At 75.0% G+C, this 19,669-nt stretch carries 1 protein-coding gene; it reads left to right on the top strand.

Going from position 1 to position 19,669, the window contains the following annotated elements; translation table 11 throughout:
- The first annotated feature begins 157 nt into the window (after window positions 1-157).
- Window positions 158-19,669 (top strand): type I polyketide synthase, encoded by a 19,512-nt coding sequence (locus H4696_RS18115; protein WP_420831566.1) that lies wholly within the window; start codon window positions 158-160, stop codon window positions 19,667-19,669.

Raw genomic sequence — 19,669 nt, 5'->3', positions numbered from 1 at the left:
GGTTTCCCTGCTGGGGGTGCGGTTGACTCCCCGGCAAGTGGACGTCGCTCGGCGCCGAACGCCGTCGCGGTGGCGTCACCCGGGTAAGAACACGCTCACCCTGGAGATGTCTATGCCGGCCGGGTCGGATCGAGTCGTCGAAGCACTGCGCGTCGCCGTGCAGGAGAACAAGCAGCTGCGGCGGCAGAACACCACGCTGCTCGCCGCGGCGGCCGAACCGGTCGCCGTCGTCGCCATGAGCTGCCGGTATCCCGGGGGCGTGCAGTCGCCCGAGGACCTGTGGCGGCTCGTCGACGACGGTGTCGACGCCGTCACCGGGTTCCCCGAGGGCCGCGGCTGGCCGGAATCCCGGCACCAGGGCGGGTTCCTGCACCGCGCCGGGGACTTCGACCCCGCCTTCTTCGGCATCTCGCCGCGCGAGGCGCTGGCCATGGACCCGCAGCAGCGGATCGTCCTCGAGCTGGCCTGGGAAGCCTTCGAACGCGCCGGCATCGACCCGCGCGAGGTCGAGGGCGGGACCGGCGGTGTCTTCGTCGGGGCCGGGTCCATGGGGTACGGCCGCGGGCTCGCCGCGCTGCCCGACGGCGTCGAGGGCTACCTGGTCACCGGCACCGAATCCTCGGTGATCTCCGGCCGCATCGCCTACTTCTACGGCCTTGAAGGCCCTGCCGTCACCGTCGACACGGCGTGCTCGTCGTCGCTGGTCGCGCTGCACTGGGCCGCCCGCGCGCTGCGGGCCCGGGAGTGCTCCTTCGCCCTCGCCGGCGGGGTCGCCGTGATGGCCACCCCCGGGCTCTACGGCGAGTTCGACCGCCAGGGCGGCCTCGCCTCCGACGGCCGCTGCAAGTCCTTCGCCGAGGCCGCCGACGGCGCCGGGTTCTCCGAAGGCGCCGGGCTCCTGCTGCTGGAACGGCTGTCCGACGCCCGCCGCAACGGCCACGAAGTGCTCGCCGTCATCCGCGGCTCCGCGGTCAACTCCGACGGCGCCTCCAACGGCCTCACCGCCCCCAACGGCCCCTCCCAGCAGCGCGTGATCCGCCAGGCGCTGGAAAACGCCGGGCTGACCACCGACGACATCGACACCGTCGAGGCCCACGGCACCGGCACCGTGCTGGGCGACCCCATCGAGGCCCAAGCACTGCTGGCCACCTACGGCCGCGAGCGCGCGGGCGAGCCGCTGTGGCTCGGGTCCTTCAAGTCGAACGTCGGGCACACGCAGTCCGCCGCCGGGGTCGGCGGCGTCATCAAGACCATCCAGGCCATGCGCCACGGCGTGCTGCCGCGGACCCTGCACGTCGACGCGCCGACGTCCCATGTGGACTGGACAGCCGGGCGGGTCTCGCTGCTGACCGAGCCGCGCCCGTGGCCGGAGACCGGGAAGCCGCGCCGCGCCGCCGTTTCGTCGTTCGGCATCAGCGGCACCAACGCGCACCTGATCCTCGAACAGCCGGTCCCCGAACCGGTCGAAGCCCCCGAACGCCGGGAGCCCGCCGGGTACCTGTGGCCGGTGTCCGGCCGTACGCCGGACGCGCTGCGCGAGCAGGCCGCCCGGCTGCTGGCCCACCTCGACGCCCGCCCGGGGCACACCCCGCTCGACGTCGCGCACTCCCTCGCGACCACGCGCGTCGCCTTTCCGCACCGGGCCGTGGTCACCGGCGCGGGCCGCGACGAGCTGCTGACCGGCCTGCACGCGCTCGCCACCTCCGCGGCCGCCCCCGGCGTGCACACCGGCTCGGCCGGGCACCCCGGCGCGTCGGCGTTCCTGTTCACCGGCCAGGGTTCCCAGCGCGCCGACATGGGTGAGACGCTCGCTTTCCCGGTGTTCACCCAGGCACGCGAAGAGATCCTCGCGCTGCTCGACCTGCCGGAGACGTCCACTGTGGACGACACCGGGTTCGCGCAGCCCGCGCTGTTCGCCTTCGAGGTCGCGCTCTTCCACCTGCTCGAATCCCTGGGCGTGCGCCCGGACTTCGTCGCCGGGCACTCCGTCGGCGAGATCGCCGCGGCCCACGTGGCCGGCGTGCTGTCGTTGAAGGACGCGGTCAAGCTCGTCGAAGCCCGCGGCCGCTTGATGCAGGCGCTGCCCGCCGGCGGTGCCATGGTCGCGATCCAGGCGGCCGAAGCCGACGTCCTGCCACTGCTGACCGAAGACGTCTCGATCGCGGCCGTCAACGGCCCGGACGCCGTGGTCGTGTCCGGCGCCGAGGACGCGGTCCTCGCCATCGCCGCGCGGTTCGAGAAGACCAAGCGGCTCACGGTCAGTCACGCGTTCCATTCGCCGCTGATGGACCCGATGCTCGACGACTTCCGCGCGGTACTGGAAACGCTTACTTTCGCCGCGCCGTCGATTCCGATGATCGCCTCCGGCGACGTATCCACAGTGGACTACTGGGTGCGGCACGTGCGCGACGCCGTCCGCTACGCCGACACGGTCGCCGACCTGACCGGCCGCGGCGTCACCACGTTCCTCGAAGTCGGCCCGGACGCGACGCTCTCGGCGATGACGGCCGAGCTGACCGGCCCGGACGCCGACTGCATCCCCACCGCCCGCCGCGGCCGCGACGAAACCGCCACGCTGCTCGCGGCCTTGGCCCGCTGGCACGTCCGCGGCGGCGCCTTCGACTGGACGGCGTGGCACGAGGGCACCGGCGCCCGCGTCGTCGACCTGCCCACCTACGCCTTCCAACGCCGCACCTACTGGCTCGAGGGCGGCGCCGGCGGCGACCTCGGCCAGGTCGGGCTCGACCCCGCCGGGCACCCGCTGCTCGGCGCGGCTGTCGAACTGCCCGAGTCGGGCGGCTTCCTGTTCGCCGGCGAGCTGTCCGTGCGGCGGCAGGCCTGGCTGGGCCAGCACGAGATCCTCGGGACGAAACTCCTGCCCGGGACGGCGTTCCTGGAACTGGCGGGTCGGGCCGGCGCACAGGTCGGCTGCGCCCGCGTCGAAGAGCTGACGTTCGCCGCGCCGCTCGTGCTGCCCGCGTCCGGGGGCGTGCGGGTGCAGGTCGTCGCCGGTCCGGCCGCCGAAGACGGGAGCCGGTCGGTCAGCGTCTACTCCCAGCAGGAGGAAACCTGGGTGCGGCACGCTTCCGGCCGCCTCGGCGTCGGCGGCGCGCCCGCCGCGGCCCTGCCGGGGGAGTGGCCGCCCGCCGGCGCCGAACCCCTGGACCTGGACGGCTTCTACGAGGGCCTGGCCGGGCAGGGACTCGGCTACGGCCCGGCGTTTCAGGGGCTGCGCGCGGCCTGGCGGCTGGGCGACGAGGTCCTCGCCGAAGTCGCGCTGCCACCGGAACATGAGGCCGAAGCCGCGTCGTTCGGCCTGCACCCGGCCCTGCTCGACGCCGTCCTGCACGCCTCCGCGCACCTCGAAGGCCGTGAGGGCCTGCCGTTCTCGTGGACCGGCGTCGGCGTGCAGCCCGCGCACGCCACCACCCTGCGCGCCCGGCTCACCCCGGTCGGCGAGAACGCCGTCGCGCTCGCCGTCACCGACCCCGCGGGCACGCCGGTGCTGGCCGCCGACGCGCTGACGTTCCGCCCGGTCGCCGCCGGGGAACTGCGGGCGACCCGGCACGAATCCCTCTTCCGTCCGGTGTGGACACCCGCGCCCGCGGTCGCCGTGACTCAGCCCGCCGACGACGCGGACTGGGTGGTGCTCGGCACCGGGCTGGGGTTCACCGCCCCGGCGGTGTTCCCCGACCTCGCGACCGTCCGGATCAGCGCGGACCCGGTCCCGGCCGTCGTGCTCGCCCCCGTCGCGGCCGGCGACGGCGACCCTGCCGCCGCCCACGCGGCCACCTCGTGGGCCCTCGAACTGCTGCAGACGTGGATCGCGGAGCCGGACTTCGCCCAGTCACGGCTGGTCTTCGTCACCTCCCACGCCGTGCCGGCCGCCGAGGGTGACGTCGTCGACCCGGCCGCCGCGGCGGTCTGGGGCCTGGTCCGTTCGGCGCAGGCCGAGCACCCCGAGCGGTTCGTCCTCATCGACGTGGATGAGCCGGAGCAGCTGACCGCGCCGCTGCGGCGCGTCCTCGATTCCGGGGAAGCCCAGGCCGCCCTGCGCGACGGCGGGATCGTCCTGCCCCGGCTGGCCCGCCTCCCGGTCGGCGACGGCCCGGCCGCGCACTTCCCGGACGGCGCCACCGTCCTGGTCACCGGCGGCACCGGCGGGCTCGGTGCCCTGGTGGCGAAGCACCTGGTCACCGAGCACGGCGTCCGGAACCTGCTGCTGGCCGGTCGCCGCGGCCCGGAAGCCCCTGGCGCGCAAGAACTCCACGCGGAACTGACCGCGCTCGGCGCCGACGTCACCATCGCCGCGTGCGACGCCGCCGACCGGGACGCCCTCGCCGCGCTGCTGGCCGAGCACCCGATCGGCGCTGTCGTGCACGCGGCCGGGGTGCTGGACGACGGTGTCGTCGAAACCCTTACGCCCGAACGCATCGCGACGGTCTTCCGGGCGAAGGTCGACGCGGCCTGGAACCTGCACGAGCTGACGGGCGACCTCGGCGCGTTCGTCCTGTTCTCCTCGGCCGCCGGCGTGCTCGGCAGCCCGGGGCAGGCCAACTACGCCGCCGCCAACGCCTACCTGGACGCCCTCGCGCAACGGCGGCGCGCCGAAGGCCTGCCGGGCCAGTCCCTGGCTTGGGGTGCGTGGGCCGGGGACGCCGGGATGGCGGCCCGGCTGTCCGACGCCGACCACCGCCGTCTCGCGGCGGCGGGCCTGCCCCCGCTCGACCCGGCCGAGGGCCTGGCGCTGTTCGACGCGGCACTGACCGAGGCCGAACCGGCCGTGCTGCCGATGCGCGTGGACGTCGGCGCCCTGCGCGGCCGCCCGGGCGTGCCCGCACTGCTGCGCGGGCTGGTGCCCGGCGGCGCCGCGCCGGGCACGAGCCGTCCCGTGTCCGCGCTGGCCGACCGGCTCGGCGGGCTCACCGAAGCCGACCGCGCCCGGGCCCTGGAAGACCTGGTCCGCACCGAGGCCGCGCTTGTGCTCGGCTACGCGGCCACCGACACCGTCGACGGCCGGAGCGCGTTCAAGGACCTCGGGTTCGACTCGCTGACCGCCGTCGAGCTGCGCAACCGCCTCGACGCGGCGACCGGCCTGCGCCTGCCCGCCACGCTCGTCTTCGACTACCCGACGCCGGAAGCGCTCGCCGCGCACGTCGACCGGGAGCTGTCCGGCGCGGTCGCCGAGGAGACCACGGTGACCGCGCGGCCGGTGTCCGACGACCCGATCGTCATCGTCGGCATGGGCTGCCGCTACCCGGGCGGGGTCGGCTCGCCCGAAGACCTGTGGCGGCTGGTCGAAAACGGCGTCGACGCGGTCTCCGGCTTCCCGGTCAATCGCGGCTGGGACGTCGAGGGCCTCTACCACCCGGATCCTGCCCACCCCGGCACGTCCTACACGCGTCACGGCGGGTTCCTGCACGACGCGGGGGAGTTCGACCCGGCGTTCTTCGGGATGAGCCCGCGGGAAGCGCTTGCCACGGATTCGCAGCAGCGGCTGCTGCTCGAAGTGTCGTGGGAAGCCGTCGAGCGCGCGGGCGTCGACCCGGTGTCGCTGCGCGGCTCGCGGACCGGCGTGTTCGTCGGCGTGATGTACTCCGACTACGGGATGCTGCTGCAGGGCAGCCCGGAAGCCGAGGCCTACCAGGGCAACGGCAGCGCCCCCAGCGTCGCCTCCGGCCGGATCGCGTACACGATGGGCCTCGAAGGGCCGACCGTCACCGTCGACACGGCGTGCTCGTCGTCGCTGGTCGCGCTGCACTGGGCCGCGCAGGCCCTGCGGCAGGGGGAGTGCTCCCTCGCGCTGGCCGGCGGTGTCACGGTCATGTCGACACCCGGATCGTTCGTCGCGTCCAGCCGCCAGCGTGGCATCGCCGCCGACGGCCGCTGCAAGTCCTTTTCGGACACCGCCGACGGCGTCGGCTGGTCCGAGGGCGCCGGGATTCTCGTCCTGGAAAGGATGTCGGACGCACGCCGCAACGGCCACGAGATCCTGGCCGTGCTGCGCGGCTCCGCCGTCAACTCCGATGGCGCGTCCAACGGCCTCACGGCGCCGAACGGACCGTCGCAGCAACGGGTGATCCGGCAAGCACTCGCCGCCTCCGGACTGTCCACGAGGGACGTCGACGTCGTCGAGGCGCACGGCACCGGGACCACCCTGGGCGACCCGATCGAAGCGCAGGCCCTGCTCGCCACGTACGGCCAGGACCGCGAGAACCCGCTGCTGCTCGGCTCGATCAAGTCCAACATCGGGCACGCCCAGGCGGCGGCCGGCGTCGCCGGGATCATCAAGGTCGTCCAGGCGATGCGCCACCAGACCCTGCCGCGCACGCTGCACGTCACCGAGCCCTCGACGCACGTCGAGTGGGCCGCCGGGAACGTGGAGCTGCTCACCGACGCTCGGCCGTGGCCCGCCGAGGCCGGGCGCCCGCGCCGCGCCGGTGTCTCGTCGTTCGGCATCAGCGGCACCAACGCCCACGCCATCATCGAGGAACCGCCGGTCGTCATCCCGGCCCGTGACGAGGCCGAGCGCGAGCTGCCGTGCGTTCCGCTGGTCCTCAGTGGACGGACGCCGGAAGCGCTGCGCGACCAAGCCGCCCGGCTCCGGGACGTCGACGCGGACCTGGTCGATCTCGGGTACTCCCTGGCCACGACGCGTTCGACGTTCGACCACCGCGCCGTCGTCTTCACCGCCGAGGGGCTCGCCGCGCTTGCCGAGGGCCGCCCGTCGCCGCTGGTCACCACCGGCGAGGCGAAGGGCGTCCCGAAGGTCGCGTTCGTCTTCACCGGCCAGGGCGCCCAGCGGCCCGGCATGACCCGCGGCCTCTACGACTGCTTCCCGGCGTTCGCCACCGCGCTCGACGCCGTGCTCGACCGCCTCGACCCGCGGGTGCGCGAAGTCCTCTGGGGTGAGGACGCCGACGCGTTGGCGCAGACGGGGTTCGCGCAGCCCGCGTTGTTCGCGGTCGAGGTCGCGCTCGTCCGGCTGCTGGGCACGTGGGGGATCCGGCCGGACTTCGTCGGCGGCCACTCCGTCGGCGAGATCGCCGCCGCGCATGTGGCCGGCGTGCTCACGCTGGAGGACGCCTGCACGCTGGTCACCGCCCGCGCGTCGCTGATGCAGGACCTCGAGCCCGGGGGCGCGATGGTCGCCGTCCGCGCCACCGAGGAAGAAATCGCGCCCTACCTGAACGACGAGGTCGCGCTCGCGGCGGTCAACGCCCCGGATTCGGTCGTGCTGTCCGGCGCCGAGGCCGCCGTGCTCGCCGCGGCGGAGCACTTCGCCGACACCAAACGGCTCACCGTGTCGCACGCGTTCCACTCGCCGCTGATGGACCCGATGCTGCCCGCGTTCCGGGACGCCATCGCCGGGCTGGCCTTCGAAGCGCCCGCCGTGCCGATGATCGCCGAGGGCGACGTCACCGACCCGGAACGCTGGGTCGCGCACGTCCGGGAGCCGGTCCGGTTCGCCGACACCGCCGAGCAGCTGCACGGGACCGGCGTGATCGTCGAAATCGGCCCGGACGCGGTCCTGTCCGCGATGACCGACGGCATCCCGGTGGCCCGTCGCGGCCGCGACGACGTCGAGACCCTGGTCGGCGCCGTCGGGAAGCTGCACGTCTCCGGCGTCCGGATCGACTGGTCCGCCTTCTTCGCCGGGACCGGCGCGCGCCGGGTTCCGTTGCCCACGTACGCGTTCCAGCACGAATGGTTCTGGCCCTCGGCCGCCGCACCCACCGGCGAGACGGCCGACGCCGAGTTCTGGGCTGCCGTGGATCGGGGTGACGCCGCGGGACTGGCCGCGCGGCTCGACGTCGACGACGCGTCCCTCAGCGCCGTCCTGCCCGCGCTGTCCTCCTACCGTCGTTCACGCCACGAAGAGTCCGTTGTGGACAGATGGTGCTACAAAGCGACCTGGGTCCCGGTCACCGCGGCCCGTCCCGGCACCGGATCGTGGCTCGTGGTCGTCCCGGCCGCGCTGGCCGGCGACCCGTGGGTCACCACCGTCGCCGGGTACTTCGACGGCGAGCCGGTGGTCTTCGACGACACCATCGCCGACCGCCTGCGCGAGCGCGAGTTCGACCACGTGCTTTCCCTGCTGGCCCTCGACGAAACCGGCTTCCCGGGCGTCCCGGCCGGGCTCACCGCCACGGCCACGCTGCTGCAGGCCCTCGGCAACACCCCGCTGTGGTGCGTGACCCGCGAGGCCCTCGCGGTGGCCCCGGGCGACCCCGTCGGACGGCCCGCCCAAGCCGCCGTCTGGGGCCTCGGCCGCGCCGCCGCGCTCGAACTTCCGCAGCGCTGGGGCGGTCTCGTCGACCTGCCCGCCGAGCTGGACGCGGAAGTGCCCCGACGGCTCGCGGCGGCGTTGACCGGCGCCGACGGCGAAGACCAGCTCGCGATCCGCGCGGCCGGGCTGTTCGGCCGCCGGGTCGTCGCCGCGCCCCCGGCACCGGGCCGCGCGCCCGGCGGCGGAACCACCCTCATCACCGGCGGCACCGGCGCGCTCGGTGCCGAAATCGCCCGCCGGCTCGCGAAGACGGGCCGCACCCTGGTGCTGCTCAGCCGCCGTGGTCCCGACGCCCCCGGCGCGGCCGACCTGCGCGAGGAGCTGACCGCGCTCGGCGCCGAGGTCACCATCACCGCGTGCGACGCCGCCGACCGGGACGCCCTCGCCGCCGTGCTGGCAGACATCCCGGACCTGACCGACGTCGTGCACACCGCCGGGGTCCTCGACGACGGCGTTCTCGACACTCTTACCCCGGACCGCTTCGAAGCCGGGTTCCGCGCCAAGGCCGAGGCCGCGTGGAACCTGCACGAACTGACCGCCGACCTGCGCAGCTTCGTGCTGTTCTCCTCCGTCGCGGGCACGTTCGGCTCGGCCGGGCAGGCGGCCTACGCGGCAGCCAACGCCACCCTCGACGCCCTCGCCGAGCACCGCCGCGGCCTCGGCCTGCCCGCGACGTCCATCGCCTGGGGCCCGTGGGCGGGCGGCGGCATGCTCGCCGCCGACCCGGCCGTCGCCGACCGCGCCCGCCGCGGCGGCCTGAACCCCCTCGACCCGGAACGCGCGGCCGCCGCGCTGGACCGGGCGCTGGCGGACCCCACCGTCGTCGTCGCCGACATCGACTGGACCCGCTACGCGCAGGTGCTGCGCCCGAGCCCGCTGCTCAGCGGCATCCCGGCGGCCGCGCGTGTCGATGCCCCGCGCGGGGACGAAGAGCTGCGCGCCCGGCTCGCCGCCGTCCCCGAGGACGACCGGTTCGACTTCCTGCTCGGGCTGCTGCTGGAGCAGGTCGCGGTGGTGCTCGGCCACAGCGGCACCGGGGGAGTGGCGCCCGACCGCGCGTTCCGCGACCTCGGCTTCGACTCGCTCACCGCCGTCGAGCTGCGCAACGTCGTCGCGCTGGCGACCGGGCTCGACCTCCCGCCGTCGTTGGTGTTCGACCACCCGACCCCGGAGATCCTCACCCGCCACCTGCTCGGCGAACTCGCGGGCACGCTGGTCGAGGCCGCGGCACCGGTGCGCGCGTCGGCCGACGACGACCCGATCGTCATCGTCGGCATCGGCTGCCGGTTCCCCGGCGGCGTCCGTGGCCCCGAGGACTTCTGGCGCCTGCTCGCCGGCGGCGGGGACGGCATCACCGCCTTCCCCGAAGACCGCGGCTGGGACCTCGCCACCCTCGCCTCCGGGTACGAGTACGCGCTGACCGGCGGCTTCCTCGACGGCGTCACCGACTTCGACGCCGACTTCTTCGGCATCTCGCCCCGCGAGGCGCTGGCGATGGACCCGCAGCAGCGGCTGCTGCTCGAAGTCTCCTGGGAGGCCCTCGAACGCGCCGGGATCGACCCGGCGACGCTGCACGGCGGCGACACCGGCGTGTTCGTCGGCACCAACGGCCAGGACTACGGCACCCTGCTGGCCACCTCCGGCGAAGACGTCCAGGGGCACCTGGCCACCGGCACCACCGCCAGTGTCCTTTCCGGACGGTTGTCCTACACGCTCGGGCTGGAAGGCCCGTCGGTCACCGTCGACACCGCGTGCTCGTCGTCGATGGTCGCGCTGCACTGGGCCGCGCAGGCACTGCGCCGCGGCGAGTGCACGACCGCGCTGGCCGGCGGCGTCACGATCATGGCCACGCCCAACTCCTTCGCCGAGTTCGCCCGGCAGGGCGGCCTCGCCGCCGACGGCCGCTGCAAGCCGTTCGCCGAGGGCGCCGACGGCACCGGCTGGTCCGAAGGCGCCGGGATCCTCGTCGTCGAACGGCTTTCCACCGCGCGGGAGCAGGGCCACCCGGTGCTCGCCGTGGTCCGCGGCACCGCCGTCAACTCCGACGGCGCGTCCAACGGACTCACCGCCCCCAACGGGCCCGCCCAGCAACGCGTGATCCGCCAGGCCCTCGCCGACGCCGGACTGTCCACAACGGACGTCGACGCGGTGGAGGCGCACGGCACCGGCACCGTGCTCGGCGACCCGATCGAAGCGCAGGCACTGCTGGCCACCTACGGCCGCGACCGCGAAGAACCGCTGTGGCTCGGCGCCGTCAAGTCCAACCTCGGCCACACCCAGGCGGCGGCTGGTGTCGCCGGGATCATCAAGATGGTCCTCGCCCTGCGGCACGGCGAGCTGCCGAGGACGCTGCACGTCGACGAGCCGTCGAGCCGCGTCGACTGGACCGCCGGCGACGTGCGGGTGCTCACCGAGCACCGCGCCTGGCCGGAGTCCGGGCGACCGCGCCGTGCGGGGGTCTCGTCGTTCGGGCTCAGCGGCACGAACGCGCACGCGATCCTCGAACAGGCTCCGGTTTTCGACGACGTCGTCGCCGAAGAGCCCCCGACCGCGCCGCTGCTGCTGTCCGCGCGTACGCCTGAGGCGTTGTCCGCGCAGGCCGCTCAGCTGCACGCGCTGCTCAGCGACCGCGCCCCCGCCGGGATCGCCCGCGCGCTCGCCACCACCCGCACCGCGTTCCCGTACCGCGCGGCCATCGTCGGTGACCCCCTCGAGCAGCTGGCCGCGCTCGCCGAGACACCCGTCGTGACTCCGGCGCGGACCCGCGCCAAGACCGCGTTCGTCTTCGCGGGGCAGGGCGCGCAACGGCCGGGCATGGGCGCCGGGCTGTACCGGCGTTTCCCGGTGTTCGCCGAAGCCTTCGACGCCGTGTGCGCCCACCTCGGCGAGGAACTGCGAGACGTCGTCTTCGGCGAGGACGGCACGCTGCTGGACCGCACCGACTGGACGCAACCGGCGACCTTCGCCCTCGGCGTCGCGCAGTACCGGCTGCTGGAATCGTTCGGGGTCAAGCCGTCCTGGCTCGCCGGGCACTCGGTCGGCGAGATCGCCGCGGCCCACGTCGCCGGGGTTCTGTCCCTTGAGGACGCGTGCACGCTCGTCGCCGCCCGCGGCCGTTTGATGGCCGCACTCCCGGCCGGTGGCGCGATGGCCGCGGTGCGCACGTCCGAAGCCGAAGTCCGCGAGTTCCTGGTCGACGGCGTGACGATCGCCGCGGTCAACGGGCCGAACGCCGTCGTGGTCGCGGGTACCGAAGCCGCCGTCACCCGGACCACCGACGCCCTCGCGGCGGCCGGGCACCACGTCCGGCGCCTCGCCGTCAGCCACGCGTTCCACTCGCCGCTGATGGATCCGATGCTCGACGACTTCGCCGAAGTGCTGGCGGGCCTGGAGTTCGCGGAGCCGCGGCTGCCGATCGTGTCCACAGTGACCGGTGAACTCGCCGACCCGCACACGCCGGAGTACTGGGTCGCGCACGTCCGCGAGCCGGTCCGCTTCGCCGACGCCGTGCGCGTGCTCGGCGAGCAGGACGCGGCCGCCGTCGTCGAGCTGGGCCCGGACGGGTCGCTGTCGGCCGCCGCGAGCGAAGTCCTCGGCTCCGACGTCGCCTGCGTCCCGCTGCTGCGCCGTGACCAGGCCGAGGAGACCGCGTTCGTGACGGCGCTCGGCCGCCTGCACGTCGCCGGGGTGCGGGTCGGCTGGCCCGCGTTCTTCAGCCCGGCCGGCGGCCCCGGCCCGGACCTGCCGACTTACCCCTTCCAGCGCGAACGCCATTGGCCGCGCACGTCCGGCGCGGTCCCCGGCGACCTTGGTGCCGCCGGTCTCGACGCGGCCCGGCACCCGCTGCTCGGCGCCGGCGTCGAACTGCCGGACTCCGGTGGGTTCCTGTTCACCGCCCAGCTTTCGCTGCGCACGCAGCCGTGGCTGGCCGACCACTTCGTGCTCGGCGCGGCGCTGCTGCCCGGCACCGCCTACCTCGACCTCGCGATCCGCGCCGCCGACCGGGCGGGCTGCGACCGCGTCGACGAGCTGACCCTCGAAGTCCCCCTGGTCCTGCCGCCGGAAGGCGCGGTGCGGCTCCAGGTCGCCGTCGGCCCGGCCGGTCCCGCGGGCGAACGCGCCCTGGCCGTGTACTCCACCCCGTCCGGCGGCGGCGAGCAGCCGTGGACGCGGCACGCGAGCGGCCGTCTCGGCACGGGTACGGCCACGCCGGACGACTCGGCCGCGTGGCCGCCGCCGGAAGCCGAAGCCGTTGCCCTGGAGGGGTTCTACGAGCGGCTCGCCTCGGGCGGGTTCGCCTACGGGCCGCTGTTCCGCGGGCTCAAAGCCGTCTGGCGCACCCCCGAGGCGGTGTACGCCGACGTCGTGCTGCCCGAGGAAGCCGAGCGGGACGCGGCCGCGTTCGGGCTGCACCCGGCGCTGCTGGACGCCGTCCTGCACGCCGCCGAGCACGCCGGGCTGACCGAAGTGGACGGTGGCCGCCTCCCGTTCGCCTGGAGCGGCGTCACGCTGCACGCGGGGGGCGCGGCCGTCGTGCGGGCCAAGCTGACCCGGCTCGGCGAGGACTCCGTCGCGATCGAGCTGCGCGACGCGGCCGGTGACCCGGTCGCTTCGGTCGGCTCGCTCGTGCTGCGCCCAGCCGCCCCGGCGCGGACCCAGCCCGTCGACTCGCTGTACCACCTGGACTGGGTCCCGGTTCCGCGCCCGGCCGAGGAAGCCGAGTTCGCCGTCCACCACGTCGCGGCCGGCGGACCCGAGGGCGTGCGCACCGCTACTGCCGACGCGCTGGCGGTGCTGCAGTCCTCGGAGGACTCCCGGCTGCTGTTCGTCACGTCCGGAATGGACGATCCCGCCGCCGCGGCCGTCTGGGGACTGGTGCGCTCGGCGCAACGCGAGCACCCCGGCCGGTTCTTCCTGTCCGATGTGGACGAAGCACCGGAGTCCCTCGCCGCGCTGCCCGCCGTGGTGGCGTCCGGCGAACCGCAGACGATCGTGCGGGGCGGCGAGATCAGCGCCGCCCGGATCGCCCGCGTGCCGTACGCCGACGACGTCGTCCCGCCGAAGTGGGACGAAGGCACCGTGCTCATCACCGGCGGCACCGGCGGGCTCGGCGCCGCGCTGGCCCGCCACCTGGTGACCACCCACGGCGCCCGGCGGCTGCTGCTGGTCAGCCGCCGTGGTCTCGACGCTCCGGGCGCGGCCGACCTGGTCGCCGAGCTGACCCTCGCCGGTGCCGAAGTCGACGTCGCCGCGGCGGACGTGGCCGACCGCGCCGAGCTGGCCCGCGTCCTCGACGGCGTCCCGCTGTCCGCCGTCGTGCACACCGCGGGCGTCCTCGACGACGGCATCCTCGGCTCGCTCACCCCCGAGCGGCTCGACACCGTGCTGGCGCCCAAGTTCGACGCCGCCTGGCACCTCGACGAGCTGACCCGCCACCTCGACCTGACCGCGTTCGTCGTCTACTCCTCGGTCGCCGGCACGTTCGGCGCGGCCGGGCAGGCGAACTACACCGCGGCCAACGCGGCCGTCGACGCGCTCGTCCGGCGCCGCCGGGCCCGCGGGCAGCAGGCGCTTTCCCTCGGCTGGGGCGCGTGGTCGCGCGCGGGCGGCATGACCGCCACCCTCACCGACGCCGACCTGCGCCGGATGGCCGCCACCGGCATGCCCGCGCTCGAACCGGACCACGCCCTGCGGCTGTTCGACGCGGCCTGCGCGTCCGGGCTCGACACCGTCCTGCCGGTGCGCCTCGACTTCACCGCGCTCGGCGCGTTGCCCGAGGTCACGCACCTGCTGCGCGGCCTGGTCCGCACCCCCGCCCGGCAGACGGCGGCCAACCTCCCGCGCCTCGACGGCCCACTGCTCGGCCTCAGCGGCCCGGAGCGTTCCCGCGCGGTGCTCGACCTCGTCCGCGCGCAGGTCGCCGCCGTGCTCGGCCACGCCGGCACCGCCGGGGTGGCCGCCGACCGGCCGTTCCGCGAGCTGGGCTTCGACTCGCTCACCGCGGTCGAGCTGCGCAACCGCCTCGACGCGGCCACCGGGCTGCGGCTGCCCGCCACGCTCACGTTCGACTACCCGACCCCGGCCGAGCTGGCCGCGTTCCTGCTCGGCGAGGTCGACGTCCCCGAACCGGTCACCACGACGGCCGCGGTGGACGGCGACCCGATCGTCATCGTCGGCATGGGCTGCCGCTACCCGGGCGGCGTCGGCTCGCCCGAAGACCTCTGGAACCTGGTGAACGAGGGCGTCGACGCCGTCACCGACTTCCCGGCCAACCGCGGCTGGGACGTCGACGGCCTCTACCACCCGGACCCCGACCACCCCGGCACGTCCTACACCCGCAGCGGCGGTTTCCTGCACGAGGCCGGCGAATTCGACCCGGCGTTCTTCGGGATGAGCCCCCGCGAAGCCCTCGCGACCGACTCCCAGCAGCGGCTGCTGCTGGAGGTGTCCTGGGAGGCCGTCGAGCGGACCGGCGTCGACCCGCGCTCGCTGCGCGGCTCGCGGACCGGCGTGTTCGTCGGCGTGATGTACTCCGACTACGGCCTGCTGCTGCAGGGCAGCCCGGACACCGAGGGCTACCAGGGCAACGGCAGCGCGCCGAGCGTCGCCTCCGGCCGCGTCGCCTACGCGTTCGGCCTGGAAGGCCCGACGCTCACGGTCGACACGGCGTGTTCGTCGTCGCTCGTCGCCCTGCACCTCGCGGCCCGCGCGTTGCAGAACGGGGAGTGTTCGCTCGCCCTCGCCGGTGGCGTCACCGTGATGTCGACGCCCAGCACGTTCATCGGCTTCAGCCGTCAGCGCGGCCTGTCCGCCGACGGCCGCTGCAAGTCCTTTTCGGACACCGCCGACGGCGTCGGCTGGTCTGAAGGCGCCGGGGTCCTGGTCCTGGAACGGATGTCGGATGCGAAGCGCAACGGCCACGAGATCCTCGCCGTCGTCCGCGGCAGCGCGGTGAACTCCGACGGCGCGTCCAACGGCCTCACCGCGCCGAACGGCCCGGCCCAGCAACGCGTGATCCGCCAGGCCCTCGCCGCGTCCGGTCTGTCCACTTCGGACATCGACGTCGTCGAGGCGCACGGTACCGGGACCACGCTGGGTGACCCGATCGAAGCCCAGGCACTGCTGGCCACCTACGGCCGGGACCGGGAAACGCCGCTGCTGCTCGGGTCGATCAAGTCGAACCTCGGCCACACCCAGGCCGCCTCCGGCGTCGCCGGGATCATCAAGATGGTGCAGGCCATGCGGGCCGGGGCGCTGCCGCGCACGCTGCACGTCACCGAGCCGTCCACGCACGTCGACTGGTCGGGCGGCGCGATCGAGCTGCTCACCGAGCCGCGTGCCTGGCCCGACCACGGCCGCCCGCGCCGCGCCGCCGTGTCGTCGTTCGGCATCAGCGGCACCAACGCCCACACCGTGCTCGAAGCACCGCCGGCCGTGCCGGTCCCGCCGCGCGCCGAACCGGCGCCGCCCGTACTGGCCTGGCCGTTGTCCGGACGCACCCCGGAAGCCGTGCGGGAGCAGGCTTCCCGGCTGCTCGCGCACCTCGCCGAGCATCGCGACGAGAACCCGGCCGACATCGGGTTCGCCCTGGCCACCACCCGGACGCAGTTCGCCGAACGCGCGGTCGTCACCGGCGCCACCCGGACCGACCTCGAGACCCGCCTGGAGGTGCTCGCCCGCGGCGGCAGCGTCGCCGGGCTGGTCACCGGGACAGCGGGGGAGCAGGTGCCCGCGTTCCTCTTCGCCGGGCAGGGCAGTCAGCGCGCCGGCATGGGCCGTGACCTCTACGAGCGCTTCCCGGTGTTCGCCGAAGCGCTCGACACCGTGCTCGCGCGGCTCGACCGGGAGCTGGACCGCCCGCTGCACGAGCTGCTCTTCGCCGAGGAGGCGGACGCGCTCGACGAGACCCAGTACGCGCAGCCCGCGCTGTTCGCCTTCGAAGTCGCGCTGTACCACCTGGTCCGCTCGTGGGGGCTGACGCCGGAGTACCTGGCTGGGCATTCGATCGGGGAGATCGCCGCCGCGCACGTCGCCGGGGTGTTCGGCCTCGACGACGCGTGCACGCTGGTCGCCGCGCGCGGCCGGCTCATGCAGCAGCTGCCCGCGGGCGGCGCGATGATCGCCGTGCAGGCCACCGAAGCCGAGGTCCGGCCGCTGCTGACCGGGCGCGAGGACGAGGTCGCGCTGGCCGCGGTCAACGGGCCGGCCTCGGTCGTCGTCTCCGGCGCCGCCGGCCGCGTCGAGGAGATCGCCGCGCACTTCGCCGCCGACGGCCGCAAGACGCGGCGGCTGCGCGTGAGCCACGCCTTCCACTCGCCGCTGATGACCCCGATGCTCGACGACTTCCGCAAGGTCGTCGCCGGGATCACCTTCTCGGCGCCGTCGCTGCCGATCGTCTCGACCGTCACCGGCGAGCTGGTCACCGCGTCGGTGCTGGCGTCGGCCGAGCACTGGGTCGAGCAGGTCTGGCGGCCCGTGCTGTTCGGCCCGGCCGTGCGTCGCCTGACCGAGCTGGGCGTCACCGCGTTCGCCGAGATCGGCCCGGACGCCACGGTGTCCGCGATGGCCGCGGAGTCCCTCGGCGCCGCTCATTTCGCCGTCCCGTTCCTGCGCCGCGACCGGGCCGAAGCCGACGCGGTCGCCGAAGCCCTCGGCCGGTGGCACGTCGCCGGCGTCGCCCTCGACTGGCGGGCGCTGGCCGGTCCGGACGCGCGGGCCGTGCCGCTGCCCACCTACGCCTTCCAGCACCAGTGGATCTGGCCGGGTGGCGGGCTGGCCCAGGTCGGCGACGTCTCCGCGGCCGGGCTCTGGGCCGCCGGGCACCCGCTGGTCGGCGCCGCGGTCGAGCTGCCGGACTCCGGCGGCCTGCTGTTCACCGGCCGTCTGTCGCTGGCCGCCCAGCCGTGGCTGGCCGGGCACACCGTCGGCGGGGCCGTGGTGGTCCCGGGGACGGCGCTGCTGGAGCTGGCCGTGCGCGCCGGCGACCAGGCCGGGTGCCCGCGCGTCGACGAGCTGACGCTGGAAGCCCCGCTGGTCGTCCCGGACGGGGGCCGGGTCGTCGTCCAGGTCGCCGTCAGCGGCGCCGAGGACGGCGTCCGCACCCTGCGCGTCTACTCCCGCGACGAAGGCGAGCCGGGCGCGGCCTGGACCCGCCATGCGAGCGGCACGCTCGTGTCCGCTGTGGACGAACCGGTCGTCTCGTGGCCCGAGTGGCCACCGGCGGGCGCGGAAGCCGTTGCCCTGGAAGGCTTCTACGACACGATGGCCGACCGCGGCCTCGGGTACGGCCCGATGTTCCAGGGCCTGACGCGGGCTTGGCGGCACGGCGACGACGTCTACGCCGAAGTCGCGCTGGCCGAGGACGACCACGACGCGGCCGCGCAGTTCGTCGTGCACCCCGCGCTGCTCGACTCCGCGCTGCACGCCGCGTCGCTGCTGGAGATCGGCGGCGGGCTGCCGTTCAGCTGGTCCGGTGCGGCGTTCCTGGCCTCCGGCGCGACCGCGCTCCGGGTCCGGCTCGCGCCGGTCGACGGCGGGCTCGAAGTCACCGCGACCACACCGGACGGCACGCCGGTGGTCGCCGTCCGCTCCCTGGCCCTGCGGGCCGTGCCCACGATGGCTGCCCCGGCGCCGACCGGCTACCAGCTCACCTGGCCCCCCCTGCCCGAAGCGCCGCTACCACCCGGCAAACCTCCGGTGACGCTGCTCCAGGTGCCTTCCGCGGAGGGACCGGTCCCGGCTGCCGTCCGCTCGGTCACGGCCCAGGTGCTGGCGGACGTCCAGCGTGCGCTCGCCGACGAGCCAACCCTCGTGGTCGTCACCCGCAACGGCGTCGCAGTCGAGCCCGACGAGCACGTCGACCTCGCCCACGCCGCCGTCTGGGGCCTGCTCCGCGCGGCCCAGCTGGAGAACCCGGGCCGGATCGTCCTCGCCGACTCGGACACCGGCGAAGTCCCGGAGACCGCCATCGCGGGCGCCCTCGCGGCCGCCGAACCCCAGGTCGCGCTGCGCGCCGGTCGCCTCCACACCGCCCGCCTCGCCCCGGCACTTTCACGTGAAAGTGACGCTTTGCGCGACAAAGCGGCGCTTTCACGTGAAAGCTCCGCATCCTGGGACCTGGGCGGGACCGTGGTCATCACCGGTGGCACCGGTGGGCTGGGTGCGACCTTCGCCCGGCACCTCGCCGGCCGCGGGGTGCGGCACCTGCTGCTGCTCGGCCGCCGCGGGGAAGCCGCGCCGGGAGTCGCCGAACTCGTCGCCGAGCTGGCAGAGCTGGGTGCGGAAGCCCGCGTCGTCGCCTGCGACGTCAGCGATCGTGACGCGCTCGCGAAGGTGCTGGACTCGGTCGAGCCGACCGCGGTCGTGCACGCGGCGGGCGTCCTCGACGACGGCGTCCTCGGGGCCCTCACCCCGGAACGCCTGGACACCGTGTTCGCACCGAAGGTCGACGCGGCCTGGCACCTGCACGAGCTGACCGCCCCCGGTACCCGGCTCGTCTTCTTCTCCTCGATCGCGGGCACGCTCGGCGCGGCCGGGCAGGCCAACTACGCCGCCGCCAACGCCTTCCTCGACGCGCTCGCCCACCAGCGGGCCGCCGAGGGCAAGTCCGGGCTTTCGATCGCCTGGGGTGCGTGGAGCACCGGCATGGCCGGCACGCTCACCGAAGCCGAACTGGCCCGGATGCACCGCTCCGGCCTGCCGCCGTTGTCCACGGAGGACGGTGTCGCGCTGTTCGACGCCGCGCTGAGCACCGGCCTGCCCGCGGTCGCGGCCCTGCGGCTCGACCTCGCCGTGCTGCGCGGGCAGGACCCGCTCCTGCCCGCCCTGCGCGGCCTGGTCACCACCACGCCGAGGCGCACCACCGCCGTCGAGCCCGGTGGCGACCTGGCCGCCCGGCTGGCGCCACTGCCGGCCGACGAACGGCTCCCGGTCACGATCGGCCTGGTCGGCAAGCAGGTCGAGGCCGTGCTCGGGCACGACGGCACGGTCGGGGCGGAGGTGAGCTTCACCGACCTCGGCTTCGACTCGCTGACGTCGGTCGAGCTGCGCAACCGCCTGGAAGCGCGGACCGGCCTGCGGCTGCCCGCGACGCTGGTCTTCGACCACCCGACGATCACCCGGGTCGCCGAGTTCCTCGTCGCCGCCGCGCTCGGGGACGGCGCCGCCGCCCGCCCGGCGCTGGCCGAGATCGAGAAGCTGGAAGACCTCCTGTCGGCCGTGGCCTCCGACGACGAAGCCCGGACGGCGATCACCGTGCGGCTGCAAGCCCTGCTCGTCAAGTGGACCGGACCCGGCGAGGCGGCCGAAACGCCGTCCGCCGGCGCGCTGGGCGCCGACGAGCTCCTCGCGTTCATCGACAACGATCTGGGGGTGAAGTGA

The sequence above is a fragment of the Amycolatopsis lexingtonensis genome, from assembly GCF_014873755.1.
Taxonomy (GTDB): Bacteria; Actinomycetota; Actinomycetes; order Mycobacteriales; family Pseudonocardiaceae; genus Amycolatopsis; species Amycolatopsis lexingtonensis.
The sequence above is the reverse complement of the archived record's forward strand: the minus strand, read 5'-3'. Positions and strand labels throughout refer to the sequence as shown.